This is a genomic window from Streptomyces sp. NPDC055013, assembly GCF_053608645.1.
This window is the reverse complement of record NZ_JBSGVW010000029.1, coordinates 63,044-76,849: the sequence shown is the minus strand read 5'-3', so window position 1 is coordinate 76,849 and position 13,806 is coordinate 63,044. Positions and strand designations below refer to the sequence as shown.

Genomic DNA, 13,806 nt, shown 5'->3' with positions numbered 1-13,806 from the left:
CAGGGAGGTGCCAGGGCATGTCCCGGCGCCTTGCGGACACCACTCACCCTCCGCCGTCGCGCCCGCCCTACCCAGGGCTGCGTCGTTCCTGTGTCTGGCAGTACCAGGCTCACGCCCCGCCGCCCGTCTACGCTCGAAACCATGGACGGGGACCTGGGAGACTTCCTGCGCTCACGCCGCGGCCGTATCCAGCCGGAGGAGGTGGGGCTGCCCTCCTACGGGCGGCGCCGCGTCCCCGGTCTGCGCCGCGAAGAGGTGGCGCAGCTGGCCGGAGTGAGCGTCGACTACTACGTCCGCCTCGAACAGGGCCGGGGGCAGAGCGTCTCGGATGCCGTCCTGGACGCGATCGCGCGGGTCCTGCGGCTGGACGAGACGGAACACGCCTATCTGCGTACGGTGGCCCGGCCCCGTGACCGAGCCATCCGCCGCCCGGACACGGCTCGCGTCCGCCCCGGCGTCCAGACGCTGCTGGACAGCATGGACCGCACGCCCGCCTTCGTCATCGGCCCCCGCATGGACGTCCTCGCCTGGAACTCCCTCGCCGACGCCGTCAGCGACTACGGCCGTACGGCTCCCGCCGACCGCAACATCCCCCGGCACGTCTTCCTCGACCCCGACTCCCGCACCCGCTACCCGGACTGGTCCGCGATCGCCGCGCAGGCGGTCGCCCATCTCCGTCTGAACGCCGGCCACCGCCCGGACGACCGCAGGCTGTGTGCCCTCGTCGGCGAACTGTCCCTCCAGAGCGAGGACTTCCGCCGGCTGTGGGCCGACCACCAGGTCGAGGCCTGCATGTCCGGCACGAAACGCATCCAGCACCCGCTCGCGGGCCTGCTGATCCTCCCGTACGAGACCATGACCATCCAGACGGAACCGGACCAGACGATGGTGGTGTACACACCGGAACCGAGCTCGGAAACGGCTGAGCGGCTTGCGCTGCTGGGGAGTTGGGCCGCGGCGGAGGCGGGCTGAGGCTGCCGACGCTCCCGCGCGACCCTCGAACAGAGCTATGCGCGGGGACCGCCGCACCCCCGTTTCCGGGGGGCGGGACGACGGCGGTCCCCGCGAGGGACGTCGACCGGGTCAGGGCCAGGTCTCACGTCCGGGCGTCCATGGAGGTCCGGGAGCCGCTCCGGAGGTCCTTGGACGTTCGGCGCCGGCCGGGGCGGGGAGCCGCTCCCGCCCCCTGCCGACACCAACTAATGTGCCCGACCCGTGTTAAGCGGGTGCTGCGTGGACGTGACGCGCTCGTACCAGTTCCGCGACGCTCCGAGCGGCGCCGGTCACCGCAAGTTCGCCGCGGACACGGGCCGTTCACCGCAGTTTGCCGCTACTTCCCGCTCTTGGCGAGGAAGGCCAGCAGGTCCTGACGGCTGATCACGCCGGTCGGCTTGCCCTCGACGAGGACGATCGCCGCGTCGGCCGCGCCCAGCACGGACATCAGGTCCGCGACCGGCTCACCGGAGCCGACCTGCGGCAGCGGGGCCGACATGTGCTTCTCCAGCGGGTCCTCCAGCGAGGCCCGCTTGGTGAACAGGGCGTCGAGCAGCTCGCGTTCGACGACGGACCCGACGACCTCCGCCGCCATGACATCGGGGTGGCCGGCGCCCGGCTTCACGATCGGCATCTGCGAGACGCCGTACTCGCGCAGTACCTCGATGGCCTCACCGACCGTCTCGTCCGGGTGCATGTGGACGAGGGACGGGATGGCGCCGTGCTCCTTGTCGTCGAGGACGTCACTGACGCGCGCGCTCGGGCCGGTGTCCTCGAGGAAGCCGTAGTCGGCCATCCACTCGTCGTTGAAGATCTTGGACAGGTAGCCGCGGCCGCTGTCCGGCAGCAGCACGACCACCACGTCGTCCGGGCCGAGCCGCTCGGCGACCCGCAGCGCGGCCACGACGGCCATGCCGCACGAACCGCCCACCAGCAGGCCCTCCTCCTTCGCCAGCCGCCGGGTCATCTGGAAGGAGTCCTTGTCGGACACGGGGACGATCTCGTCGGCGACGGTCCGGTCGTACGCCGTCGGCCAGAAGTCCTCACCGACGCCCTCTACGAGATACGGCCGGCCGGACCCGCCGGAGTACACGGAGCCCTCCGGGTCGGCGCCGACGACCTGCACCTTGCCGTCACTGGCGTCCTTGAGGTAGCGGCCGGTACCGGAGATGGTGCCGCCCGTCCCCACACCGGTCACGAAGTGGGTGATCTTCCCCTCCGTCTGCTCCCACAGCTCGGGGCCGGTGGAGTGGTAGTGGGAGAGCGGGTTGTTCGGGTTGGAGTACTGGTCCGGCTTCCAGGCACCCGGCGTCTCACGGACCAGCCGGTCGGAGACGTTGTAGTACGAGTCCGGGTGCTCGGGATCGACGGCGGTGGGGCAGACGACCACCTCGGCGCCGTAGGCCCGCAGCACGTTGATCTTGTCGGTGCTGACCTTGTCGGGGCACACGAAGATGCACTTGTACCCCTTCTGCTGGGCCACGATGGCGAGGCCGACGCCGGTGTTGCCGCTGGTCGGCTCGACGATCGTGCCGCCGGGCTTGAGCGCGCCGCTCTCCTCCGCGGCCTCGATCATGCGCAGGGCGATGCGGTCCTTCACGGAACCGCCCGGGTTGAAATACTCCACCTTGGCCAGGACGGTAGCCCGGATGCCCTTGGTCACGTTGTTGAGCCTCACCAGCGGGGTGTTGCCGACGAGACTGATCATCGAGTCGTGGAAATGCACCGTTGTCTCCGGATGCTGCAAAAGAAGTGGTCTTAGTGGTTCCGCCAGCCTATGGCCTGCACGGGGCCCATGACGGTCGTTCACTCCTCGTTGGGATTGGGCCACGGCCCGTGCGGGGCAATCAGTTGATGTACGGCTATGAGGAGGTGGCGGCGACGCATGACGAGCATGTCGAGGGCGAGGGTGGCCCGGCGGATCGCGGCGGGCGCCGCGTACGGCGGAGGCGGCATCGGTCTGGCGGGGGCGGCGGCCGTCGGTCTGGTCCTCGCCGAGGTGCGGATGGCCCGGCGTCATGTGGGCAACGGCACGAGCAACCACGTACCGAACGCCGACGGCCGGTACGGCCGCGTGTACGCCACTCCTGGCGAACCGCCCCTGCGCCTGACCATCCTGGGTGACTCCACGGCCGCGGGGCAGGGCGTGCACCGGTCGGGGCAGACCCCGGGGGCGCTGCTGGCGTCCGGGCTGGCGGCGGTCGCGGAACGCCAGGTGGTGCTGCGCAACGTGGCCCTGCCGGGCGCCCGCTCGGACGACCTGGACCGCCAGGTGGCCCTGGTGCTCGCCGATCCGGCTCTGGTGCCCGACATCTGCGTGATCATGGTCGGCGCGAACGACGTCACGAACCGCATGCCGGCCACCCGCTCGGTACGCCACCTGTCCGCCGCTGTGCGGCGTCTGCGCACGGCCGGCGCGGAGGTCGTGGTGGGCACCTGCCCCGACCTCGGCACGATCGAGCCGGTCCAGCAGCCGCTGCGCTGGCTCGCCAGGCGTGCCTCACGCCAGCTGGCGGCCGCCCAGACGATCGGTGTCGTCGAACAGGGCGGCCGCACGGTGTCGCTGGGCGACCTGCTGGGCCCGGAGTTCGCGGCGAACCCGCGCGAGCTCTTCGGCCCCGACAACTACCACCCCTCCGCGGAGGGCTACGCCACGGCGGCGATGGCCGTCCTGCCGACGCTCTGCGCGGCCCTGGGCCTGTGGCCGGCGGAGGAGGAACGCCCCGACGTCACCCGCCGCGAAGGCTTCCTCCCGGTGGCCCGCGCGGCGGCCGAGGCCGCGTCGGAGGCGGGCACGGAGGTCACGGCAGCCATGCCGACCGGCCCGAAGGGCCCCTGGGCCCTGCTCAAGAGGCGGCGCCGGCGGCGGGTACAGGAGGCCGAGCCCACGTCCACGCCGTCCAGCCCGTCCGGCGTGTGAGGACGCGGCCCTCCCAGGGGCCACAACGAGGCCCGCGAGCGCAACCACCAGGAACGCAGCCGACCAACGCCGCAACACGTCGACGACGAGCACAGTCCCAACGGCCGTGCGACCGGCCCGAAGGGCCCCTGACCCTGCTCAAGCGCGGAGGAGGAACGCCCCGGCATCACCCGCCGCGAAGTCTTCCTCCCGGTGGCCCGCGCGGCGGCCGAGGCCGCCTCGGAGGCGGGCACGGAGGTCACGGCAGCCATGCCGACCGGCCCGAAGGGCCCCTGAGCCCCGCTCAAGCGGCGCCGCCCCCGGCGCCCGTGCAGGGCCGAGCAGGGGCTGGGGGCGCAACCCCGAGGGGACAGTGGCCCCACCCAGCCGTGCACACCTTCCGGCTCAACCACCGGAGGCCCAAGCAAGCGCTTAGTAAGCTGCGGCAAAGGTCACACGCCCATCCCCGTGACCCGATGCGTACGTACGGGTAACTTCCCTCACAGCCCTGCCCGACCCCCCGGTATGTCAATGGAGCCGTGATGCCCGAAGCCGTGATCGTCTCGACCGCCCGCTCCCCCATCGGCCGCGCTTTCAAGGGCTCCCTCAAGGACCTGCGCCCCGACGACCTCACCGCCACGATCATCCAGGCGGCGCTGGCCAAGGTCCCCGAGTTGGACCCGCGCGACATCGACGACCTGATGCTCGGCTGCGGCCTCCCCGGCGGCGAGCAGGGCAACAACCTCGGCCGCATCGTCGCCGTACAGATGGGCATGGACCACCTCCCGGGCTGCACGGTCACCCGGTACTGCTCCTCCTCCCTGCAGACCTCCCGCATGGCCCTGCACGCCATCAAGGCGGGCGAGGGCGACGTCTTCATCTCGGCCGGCGTCGAGACGGTCTCCCGCTTCGCCAAGGGCAACTCCGACAGCCTCCCCGACACCCACAACCCCCTCTTCGCCGAGGCCGAGGCCCGCACCGCCGAGGTCGCCCAGCAGGAGGGCACGACCTGGCACGACCCGCGCGAGGACGGCCTCGTGCCGGACGCCTACATCGCCATGGGCCAGACCGCCGAGAACCTCGCCCGGATGAAGGGCATCACCCGCCAGGAACTGGACGAGTTCGGCGTCCGCTCGCAGAACCTCGCCGAGGAAGCCATCAAGAACGGCTTCTGGGAGCGCGAGATCACCCCGGTGACCCTCCCCGACGGCACCGTCGTCAGCAAGGACGACGGCCCCCGCGCCGGCGTCACCGTGGAGGGCGTGTCGGGCCTCAAGCCGGTCTTCCGCCCCGACGGCCTCGTCACCGCCGGCAACTGCTGCCCCCTCAACGACGGCGCCGCCGCGCTCGTGATCATGTCGGACACCAAGGCCCGCGAGCTCGGCCTCACCCCGCTCGCCCGCATCGTCTCCACCGGCGTGTCCGGCCTGTCCCCCGAGATCATGGGCCTCGGCCCGGTGGAGGCCTCCCAGCAGGCCCTGCGCCGCGCCGGTCTCACCATCGACGACATCGACCTGGCCGAGATCAACGAGGCGTTCGCCGCCCAGGTGATCCCCTCCTACCGCGACCTGGGCATCGACATCGACAAGCTGAACGTCAACGGCGGCGCCATCGCCGTCGGCCACCCCTTCGGCATGACGGGCGCCCGCATCACCACCACGCTCATCAACTCGCTCCAGCACCACGACAAGCAGTTCGGCCTGGAGACGATGTGCGTCGGCGGCGGCCAGGGCATGGCGATGGTCATCGAGCGCCTGAGCTGAAACCGGCCATTTCGAGCCCCTGGGTAGTCAACTCACGACCCAGTGTGAGCCTTCGGCCCAGAACCCGGGAAACCCCGCGGTTCTGGGCCGTTTTGTGATCCAATCTCCCCCAGGATGTGACCTATCTCCCTCGACACAGGGATTTACGCAGGTCAGAGCCGTTCACCGCTAAACATCAGGCCCAAAGTCCTGTCCGTTTGGTGACGTTACGCACTGACAGCTGGATAGTCCGCCCTTCAAGCTGATGTAGGAAGTCGGGGGTCGACTTTGAACCGGGAGTACGTCAGTGAGCGCCATGCCGATCGCTTTGCTGCTCACCACGGCCGCCACGGGCGCCGTGGGCGTCGCCGTCCTGCGCACCCTCATGGTGCTGCGCCGACAGGTCGCGGCCCTGCACACCGAGCTGGAGCGGACCAACGCGGGCTCGGCCCGCGGGCTCGTCCCGCAGGCCCGCCTCTCCGCGGACGCCGATGAGATACGCGCCGCGGTGGCCGAGGCGCTCGCCGAGGAGCGCGAGCGGGAGCTGGCCGAGGCGCGGGCCTTCTGGGCCGCCCAGGAGTCCCGTGACGCCACCGACGCACCCACCCTGCTGGGCCTGTCCGACAGTGAGCTGTTCCTGCCACGCCAGGCCGATTTCGCGGGCCTGGAGCATCTGGAGCCGGTGACCGAGTCGACCGCGGACGCCGACGAGTTCGCCGGGGAGTCCCCCGAACTGGCCGCGGCCCGCCGCCGGCACCCCTCCCACCCGGACTTCGTCCCGGTCTCCTCACCGGCCGTGAACGATCACGAGCGCACGGTTGCCACCCTGGAGGACCTCGCGGCCTCCGCCACCGAACTGACCGACGTCCGCCCGGGCCCGCTGGGCACCCTCGACGTCTACGTCTTCGCGGACGGCACGACCCTGTGCATGACCCCGGGCCACCGCGAGACGGCGGAACGCCTCGCCACGGCCCTGCGCTCCGGCGAGACGCCGGTACTGCTGGGCGGTTCGGGAGTCTCGGGCGCGTACACGCTGACGTTCGCGTGCGGCGAGGAGAACGTCTACATCCTGGCCGACCGGGTCATAGCGTCCCTCTGACCTGGTGACGCCGGGAGGTGGAGCGCCCCTTCAGGGGCGCGGGGAACTGCGCGACCAGCCACACACGGCCGTCAGTCGCCCATGACGCTCAGACCCCCGCCTTCTTCTGCGCCTCCTCCACCAGCCGCACCGCGTCCTCGACCTCACCCTCGTTCGTGAGTACGACTGCCAAGTCGTGAACAGCGACGGTGATTTGGTCGGCAGCGGCGAACATCCCGGCGTCGGGCATGACCCGGGGCTCCACCTCGGGCGCCTCCAGAACCTGCGCCCACCGAGCCAACTCCCTGGCCAGCGCCAGCGCCTCCGCGGCCGCGCTTCTCTGCAACCGGCTCTGCGGCGCCGCCCGCAACCGGTCGGCGAAGTGATCTACGGCTCGGGTCAGACGCGTCGTATCAACCACGCCGTGAGCGTACGCGACTGTTGCCAACGGGCGAACGCTCAGGCACGGTGACCTGAAGGACCGGCTTACATCCCCTTTGCGTCCGGAGGCGCCGATGTCCCACGTCCTCTCCGAGGAGACCCACCGCAACATGCTCGCCCGCATCCCCCACTGCACCGGTCGTGAAGTCTCCGACTGGCTCCGCACGGTAGAAGAAGGCCCGGCCCTCGTCCGCTTCGAGGAGAAGGTCAGCTGGCTTCGCCACGAATACGACCTCGCGTACGGCCACGCGAAGGCGATCGTCCACGAGTACGACCTGAGGAGGGCGGCGCGCAAATTCCTCTAGGCGCGCACACGACGAAGGGCCCCGGAATGAACCCGGGGCCCTTTGCTGCACAGCCGTCGCAGACTAGTCGCTGCTGTTGAGGATCGAGATGAGCCTCAGGAACTCCATGTAGATCCACACCAGCGTCAGCGTGAGGCCGAAGGCGGCGAGCCAGGCCTCCTCGCGCGGCGCGCCGTAGGCGAGGCCGTCCTCGACCTGCTTGAAGTCCAGGGCGAGGAAGCAGGCGCCGAGCAGGATGCCGACGATGCCGAACACGATGCCGAGCGGGCCGCTGCGGAAGCCGAGGCCGTCACCGCCGCCGAAGACGGCGAACAGCAGGTTGACCGCCATCAGCAGGATGAAGCCGAGCGCGGCCGCCATCACGAAGCCGACGAAGCGGCGGTTGACGCGGATCCAGCCCGCCTTGTACGCCACCAGCACGGCGGCGAACACCGCCATCGTGCCGATCACCGCCTGCATGGCCGCACCGCTCGCGATGCGGTTGTCGACGACGCTGGAGACGACGCCGAGGAACACGCCCTCGAGCGCGGCGTACGACAGGATCAGCGCGGGCGAGGCCTTGCGCTTGAAGGACTGGACGAGCGCCAGGACCATGCCGAGCAGACCGGCAACGATGGCGATGCCGTACGACCGGCTGATGTTCGCGTCGTCGACGGGCAGCAGCGCCCAGGCGAGCGCGGCCGTGACGATCAAAGTGCCGAGCGTGGTGCCCGTGCGCAGGATGACGTCGTCGATCGTCATCCGGCCGGTGGTGGCCGGGGCCTGCGGCGGTGCGCCGTGCTGAAGGTCCGTCTGGGCGTAAGGGTTCTGCGCATACGGGTTGCCGGCCTGCGGCTGGGCATACGGGTTGCCCTGCGTGCCGACAGCGGCGCCCCCGGCCTGCGGCGCGGTGTTGAAGCCCGCGTAGCCGTTGTCGCGGCTGAACCCCCGTCGCGAGAAGACCGGGTTGCTGCTCCTCATTTCACTCCTCCATGGCCACCGTGCGTGGCCTTGGCTCAAGAGTAATAGGTTGGCAAAGGATCGACCCTAATACCTGCGGAGGATCTTTCCCTCTTCGTGCTGCGCAACACGGTACGCGGCTGGGTGATTCCCGGCCATGGACGGGATCATTCATGACCAACCTGGGACGTGGCCGGAACCCGTCGGAGATCACTCCCCCGGCCCCGCCCCGCGCTCACCCGAACGGAAAGCCCGTGTACCCCTCGGCCAGGTCCGTCTCGGCGGCCCGCGACGACGCGAGCCGCTCCAGTCGCGCCAGCTGGAGCCGGTCCTCGAAGGGCGTTGCGCCGGGGGCCCGGTGCAGCAGCGTCGTCATGTCGTACGAGAACCGCTCGGCCTGCCAGACCCGGCGCAGACAGGTCTCGGAGTAGGCGTCGAGCAGCTCCGCCGAACCGGTCTGCTGTTGATGCGTCAGCGCCCGCGCGAAGGTGACGACGTCCCCGACGGCCAGATTCAGCCCCTTGGCACCCGTGGGCGGCACGATGTGCGCCGCGTCACCGGCCAGGAACACGCGGCCGTACCGCATGGGTTCGTGGACGTAGGAGCGCATGGGGGTGACGGACTTCTGGGTGATCGGGCCGCGCTGCAGCCGCCACTCGTCGTCCGTCTCCAAACGGCGTTCCAGCTCCGCCCAGATCTCGTCGTCGCCCCAGTGCTCGGCGTCGGTGCCGTCCGGTACCTGGAGGTAGAGGCGCGAGACGGACGGGGAGCGCATGGAGAGCAGGGCGAAGCCGCGGTCGTGCCGGGCGTAGACCAGCTCGTCGTGGGAGGGCGGTACGTCGGCGAGGATGCCGAGCCAGCCGAAGGGGTACGTGCGCTCGTGGACCCGGGTCAGCTCGGCCGGGATCGCCTTGCGGGCCACGCCCCAGAAGCCGTCGCAGCCGACGAGGTAGTCGCACTCGAGGACGTCCTCGCGCCCCTCGTGCCGGAAGCGCACGCGCGGGCTGCCGGTGTCCGCGCCCTCCACCGCGAGCGCCTCCGCCTCGAACAGCAGTGGGCCGCCCTTCTTCAGCTGGAGGGCGATGAGGTCCTTGCAGACCTCGGTCTGGGCGTAGACCATCACCGACCGGCCGCCGGTGAGTGCGGGGAAGTCGACGCGGTGGCGCTTCCCGGCGAACCGCAGTTCGATGCCGTCGTGCCGGAGGCCCTCGCGGTCCATCCGCTCCCCGGCGCCGGCCGCGCGCAGCACGTCCACCGTGCCCTGCTCCAGGATCCCGGCGCGCTGGCGGTGTTCGGCGTAGGCGCGGTCGCGGCTCTCCAGGACGACCGAGTCGATGCCGGCGTTGTGGAGCAGACGGGCGAGCAGGAGACCGGCCGGGCCCGCTCCGATGATGCCGACGGTGGTGCGCATCGGTCGCCTTCCCTTCGCTGTTCGCCAGGTGAAGTTTCATTCACCATTTCCTGACGCGAGTCTCCGACCGCACACGCCCGCTGTCAACGGTTCGGTGAAGACTTGAAGGGAGCTTGCAGGAAGCTCGGAGGAAAGGAGAAGGACGGAAGTGCCCAGAGCCGGACTTGAACCGGCACGCCCGCGAAGGGGCAGCGAGGTTTAAGCTCGCCGTGTCTGCATTCCACCATCTGGGCAGGCCATGGGCTCCGCATCGAGGTTCCGAGCCTATCGGGATGCATCCCCCGAACAGCGGACCGGCGGACCGATGTTGTCTTATTTTATTGACGTCTGAGGGTGCATCAGCCCACGGAACACGCCATCCGCACTTGCCAATAGCCTTACGTGCGGCGGTCGACGGCGTATACGGAATGACGGAATTTCACCGTCCGAACGAGGACGCTCCACCTGTTCTTGACGCGAGCAGCCGTCAGGGGTCCTCGTCATCCTCAGGTATGACGCGGCGGGGTCCGGTCCATCCGCAGTCTGTCTTCGGAACCGGAACAGCGACTGACTACACGGCGCACTTCGGCCGGGACGATGGACTACGTCCCCTCGTACACACCGTCGTCCCTCAGGAGTGCCTTCTCGTGACCACCGCATCCATCGCCGGCCGGGCCACCTCCGTGGCCGCGCGTGCCACGGATCTGTCGAAGATCTACGGACAGGGCGAGACCCAGGTGGTCGCCCTGGACCGGGTCTCCGTCGAATTCCGGCAGGCCGAGTTCACCGCGATCATGGGCCCGTCCGGCTCCGGCAAGTCCACGCTGATGCACTGCGTGGCCGGCCTGGACACCTTCTCCTCCGGTTCGGTGCGCATCGGCGACACCGAGCTCGGCTCCCTGAAGGACAAGCAGCTGACCAAGCTGCGCCGGGACAAGATCGGCTTCATCTTCCAGGCGTTCAACCTGCTGCCGACGCTGACGGCCCTGGAGAACATCACCCTCCCGATGGACATCGCGGGCCGCAAGGCCGACAAGCAGTGGGTGGACTCGGTCATCCGGATGGTGGGCCTCGCCGACCGCCTCAGCCACCGCCCCGCCCAGCTCTCCGGCGGCCAGCAGCAGCGCGTCGCCGTCGCCCGCGCCCTGGCCTCCAAGCCCGAGATCATCTTCGGCGACGAGCCCACCGGAAACCTCGACTCGCGCTCGGGCGCCGAGGTGCTGGGCTTCCTGCGCAACTCCGTACGGGAGTTGGGGCAGACGGTCGTGATGGTCACGCACGACCCGGTGGCCGCCGCGTACGCGGACCGCGTGGTCTTCCTCGCCGACGGCCGGATCGTCGACGAGATGTACCGGCCGACCGCGGACAACGTCCTCGACTTCATGAAGCAGTTCGACGCGAAGGGCCGCACCAGCTGATGTTCCGCACCGCCCTGCGCAACGTACTGGCGCACAAGGCCCGGCTTTTGATGACCGTGCTCGCCGTCATGCTCGGCGTCGCGTTCGTCTCCGGCACCCTGGTCTTCGCCGACACCCTCTCCAACGCCTTCCGCAACCAGTCGGCGAAGAGCTACGACAACGTCGCCGTCTCCATCACCTCGTACGCCAACCCCGACGACGCCAAGGAAGAGCCCGGCCTCTCCCGGAAGACCCTCGACAAGATCGCCGCGGTGGACGGCGTCGACGCCGCGTACGGCCGCGTCGAGGGCTTCGCCGGGGTCGCCGACCCCGACGGGAAGCTGATCGGCGTCGGCTGGTCCAACAAGGGCTCCAACTTCGCCCCCGGCAAGGACGGCAAGAACCCCGCCTACACGTTCACCGACGGCTCCGGCCCGGTGAAGGACGATCAGATCGCCCTGGACAAGGAGTCCGCGACCAAGGGTGAGTACCAGGTCGGCGACCGGGTCCGGGTCGCCACGAACGGGCCGGTGAAGGAGTACACCCTCAGCGGCGTGTTCACCACCGAGGACGGCGCCGTGAACGCCGGCGGCAGCCTCGTCCTCTTCGACACCGCGGTCGCCCAGAAGCAGTACCTCAAGCCGGGCTACTTCGAGAGCGTCACCGTCACCGCCGCCCCCGGCGCGGACGACAAGAAGATCCTGGACGCGGTCAAGCCGCTGCTGCCGGACAGCGCCGAGGCCCAGACCGGCCAGGCGCTCGCGGACGAGCAGGCCGAGCAGATCGAACAGGGTCTGGGCTCGCTCAAGCAGGTCCTGCTGGGCTTCGCGGGCATCGCGCTCTTCGTCGGCATCTTCCTGATCTCCAACACCTTCACGATGCTGGTCGCCCAGCGCACGAAGGAGATCGCCCTGATGCGCGCCGTCGGTGCGTCGCGCAAGCAGATCACCCGCTCGGTGCTCGCCGAGGCCGCGGTGGTGGGTCTGGTCGCCTCGGTGATCGGCTTCGTCCTCGGCATCGGGCTCGCGGTCGGCCTGCGGTCCGGTATGGCCGCGTTCGAGATGAAGATTCCGGACGGCCCGCTCATCCTGTCCGCCACGCCGGTGATCGCCGCGATCAGCGTCGGTGTGCTGATCACCATGTTCGCAGCCTGGCTGCCCGGCCGCCGGGCCGCGAAGATCCCACCGGTGGCGGCCATGAACAGCGTCCACGCGGTGGCCACCACCAAGTCGCTGGTACTGCGCAACTCCATCGGTACGGCCATCACCGGCCTCGGCGCGGCCGGGATCGTGCTGGGTGCCTCGACCGGCGGCGACGACGGCCGGATGTACATCGGGGCGGGCGCGTTCTTCGCGCTGATCGGCGTGATCATCCTGATCCCGCTGCTGTCCCGGCCCGTGATCGCGCTCGTCCGTCCGCTGCTCGTCGGCCCCTTCGGCGTGGCCGGCAAGCTCGCCGGCCAGAACGCGGTCCGCAACCCGCGCCGCACCGGCGCCACCGCCTCGGCGCTGGCGATCGGACTGACGCTGGTGACCGGCCTTTCGGTGCTCGGCATCACGGTCGGCACGGCCATCGACAAGATGACCACGGACAACATCAAGGCCGACTACATGGTCTCGATGGCGAACGGCGGGGACCTCGACCAGTCCGCGCTGACGGCACTGGAGAAGGCCAAGGGCGTCTCGGCGGTCTCGCCGCAGCAGAGCGTCTACTTCCAGGCCGGTGACGAGGACTACGTCTCCGCCTCGGCGGTCACCCCGGGCGACATCCAGCAGGTCCTGAACGTCGACGTCGTCAGCGGCAACATCGACTCGCTCGCCGAGGGCCGGATCGCGGTCGCCGAGAAGACGGCCAAGAGCAAGGGCTGGAAGCCCGGCGACAGCGTCCCCGTCACGTTCAACGACGAGAAGAAGGGCACGCTCAAGGTCGGAGCCGTCTTCAAGGACAGCGAGTTCCTCTCGCCCGTCCTCGTCGACACGAAGGTCGTGAACCCGCACGAGGTGCAGCCGTACATCCAGCAGATCTTCGTGAAGGTGGACGGCGGCCAGTCCGCGGCGAACGAGAAGGCCCTCATCAACGCGCTGGGTGACAACCCCGCGATCAAGGTGATGGACCGGCAGGACATCCGCAACGAGTTCGGCGGCGTCATCAACACCTTGCTGAACATCATGTACGGCCTGCTGGCGATGGCCCTGATCATCGCGGTGCTGGGTGTCGTCAACACCCTCGCGATGTCGGTCTTCGAACGGCAGCAGGAGATCGGCATGCTGCGTGCGATCGGTCTCGACCGGCGCCGGGTGAAGCGGATGGTCCGGCTGGAGGCCGTGGTCATCTCGGTGTTCGGCGCGGTGGTCGGTATCGGTCTCGGCTCGTTCCTCGGCTGGGCGATCGGCGAGACCTTCGCGGACCAGATCCCGGGCTACGCCCTGGTCCTGCCCTGGGACCGGATCGGGATCTTCCTTGTGCTGGCCGGACTGGTGGGCGTCCTCGCCGCGCTGTGGCCGGCCCGCAACGCCGCGCGGCTGAACATGCTGAACGCGATCAAGGCCGAGTGACCGCACTCCGGCACACCGAAGGGCCGGGCTTCCCCACCACGGGGAGCCCGGCCCTTCGGCTTGCGTC

The 13,806-nt window shown here is 69.8% G+C and carries 11 protein-coding genes, 1 tRNA gene and 1 pseudogene; 8 read left to right on the top strand and 5 right to left on the bottom strand.

Going from position 1 to position 13,806, the window contains the following annotated elements; translation table 11 throughout:
- Positions 1–141 precede the first annotated feature (141 nt).
- On the top strand, positions 142–972 hold the full coding sequence (locus ACWGDB_RS29990) for a helix-turn-helix transcriptional regulator (RefSeq protein WP_453825290.1): 831 nt from the start codon (positions 142–144) through the stop codon (positions 970–972).
- A 358-nt stretch (positions 973–1,330) separates the two neighbouring features.
- On the opposite strand, the gene ACWGDB_RS29985 is transcribed toward ACWGDB_RS29990, so the two are convergent.
- Entirely contained in the window at positions 1,331–2,719 is a 1,389-nt protein-coding gene (locus tag ACWGDB_RS29985) for a cystathionine beta-synthase (RefSeq protein ID WP_383613460.1), read from the bottom strand.
- A gap of 159 nt (positions 2,720–2,878) precedes the next feature.
- Here ACWGDB_RS29985 and ACWGDB_RS29980 point away from each other — a divergent pair, with 159 nt between their 5' ends.
- The 4 genes and pseudogenes from ACWGDB_RS29980 (at position 2,879) to ACWGDB_RS29965 (ending at position 6,733) form a co-directional block, all read left to right on the top strand.
- Complete coding sequence (locus tag ACWGDB_RS29980; RefSeq protein WP_453825289.1) at positions 2,879–3,913, top strand: SGNH/GDSL hydrolase family protein; 1,035 nt, start codon at positions 2,879–2,881, stop codon at positions 3,911–3,913.
- Between the two features lie 144 nt (positions 3,914–4,057).
- Positions 4,058–4,186 (top strand): annotated as a pseudogene (locus tag ACWGDB_RS29975) (SGNH/GDSL hydrolase family protein); the annotation flags it as partial.
- 248 nt (positions 4,187–4,434) lie between these two features.
- Positions 4,435–5,655, top strand: coding sequence for an acetyl-CoA C-acetyltransferase (locus tag ACWGDB_RS29970; RefSeq protein ID WP_453825288.1), 1,221 nt, complete (start codon positions 4,435–4,437; stop codon positions 5,653–5,655).
- 295 nt (positions 5,656–5,950) lie between these two features.
- Positions 5,951–6,733 (top strand): hypothetical protein, encoded by a 783-nt coding sequence (locus tag ACWGDB_RS29965; protein ID WP_453825287.1) that lies wholly within the window; start codon positions 5,951–5,953, stop codon positions 6,731–6,733.
- A gap of 88 nt (positions 6,734–6,821) precedes the next feature.
- On the opposite strand, the gene ACWGDB_RS29960 is transcribed toward ACWGDB_RS29965, so the two are convergent.
- Complete coding sequence (locus ACWGDB_RS29960) at positions 6,822–7,133, bottom strand: hypothetical protein (protein ID WP_453825286.1); 312 nt, start codon at positions 7,131–7,133, stop codon at positions 6,822–6,824.
- 94 nt (positions 7,134–7,227) lie between these two features.
- On the opposite strand from ACWGDB_RS29960, the gene ACWGDB_RS29955 reads away from it, so the two are divergent.
- Positions 7,228–7,458 (top strand): DUF4287 domain-containing protein, encoded by a 231-nt coding sequence (locus ACWGDB_RS29955; RefSeq protein WP_030049879.1) that lies wholly within the window; start codon positions 7,228–7,230, stop codon positions 7,456–7,458.
- A gap of 63 nt (positions 7,459–7,521) precedes the next feature.
- Here the strand turns inward: ACWGDB_RS29955 and ACWGDB_RS29950 are convergent, their stop codons facing one another.
- From ACWGDB_RS29950 to ACWGDB_RS29940, 3 genes are all read right to left on the bottom strand, one after another.
- Positions 7,522–8,418: a Bax inhibitor-1/YccA family protein gene (locus ACWGDB_RS29950; protein WP_453825285.1), complete on the bottom strand. Its 897-nt coding sequence runs from the start codon at positions 8,416–8,418 to the stop codon at positions 7,522–7,524.
- 214 nt (positions 8,419–8,632) lie between these two features.
- Positions 8,633–9,808, bottom strand: a complete 1,176-nt coding sequence (locus ACWGDB_RS29945) for a 4-hydroxybenzoate 3-monooxygenase (protein ID WP_453825284.1) — start codon at positions 9,806–9,808, stop codon at positions 8,633–8,635.
- Between the two features lie 149 nt (positions 9,809–9,957).
- Positions 9,958–10,041 (bottom strand) — tRNA-Leu (locus ACWGDB_RS29940).
- A gap of 393 nt (positions 10,042–10,434) precedes the next feature.
- Here ACWGDB_RS29940 and ACWGDB_RS29935 point away from each other — a divergent pair.
- A complete protein-coding gene (locus tag ACWGDB_RS29935) occupies positions 10,435–11,205 on the top strand; it encodes an ABC transporter ATP-binding protein (RefSeq protein ID WP_328427174.1) in 771 nt (256 codons plus the stop codon).
- Positions 11,205–13,739, top strand: a complete 2,535-nt coding sequence (locus tag ACWGDB_RS29930; RefSeq protein ID WP_453825283.1) for an ABC transporter permease — start codon at positions 11,205–11,207, stop codon at positions 13,737–13,739. The genes ACWGDB_RS29935 and ACWGDB_RS29930 overlap by 1 nt, the downstream gene beginning before the upstream one ends.
- Positions 13,740–13,806: the final 67 nt, after the last annotated feature.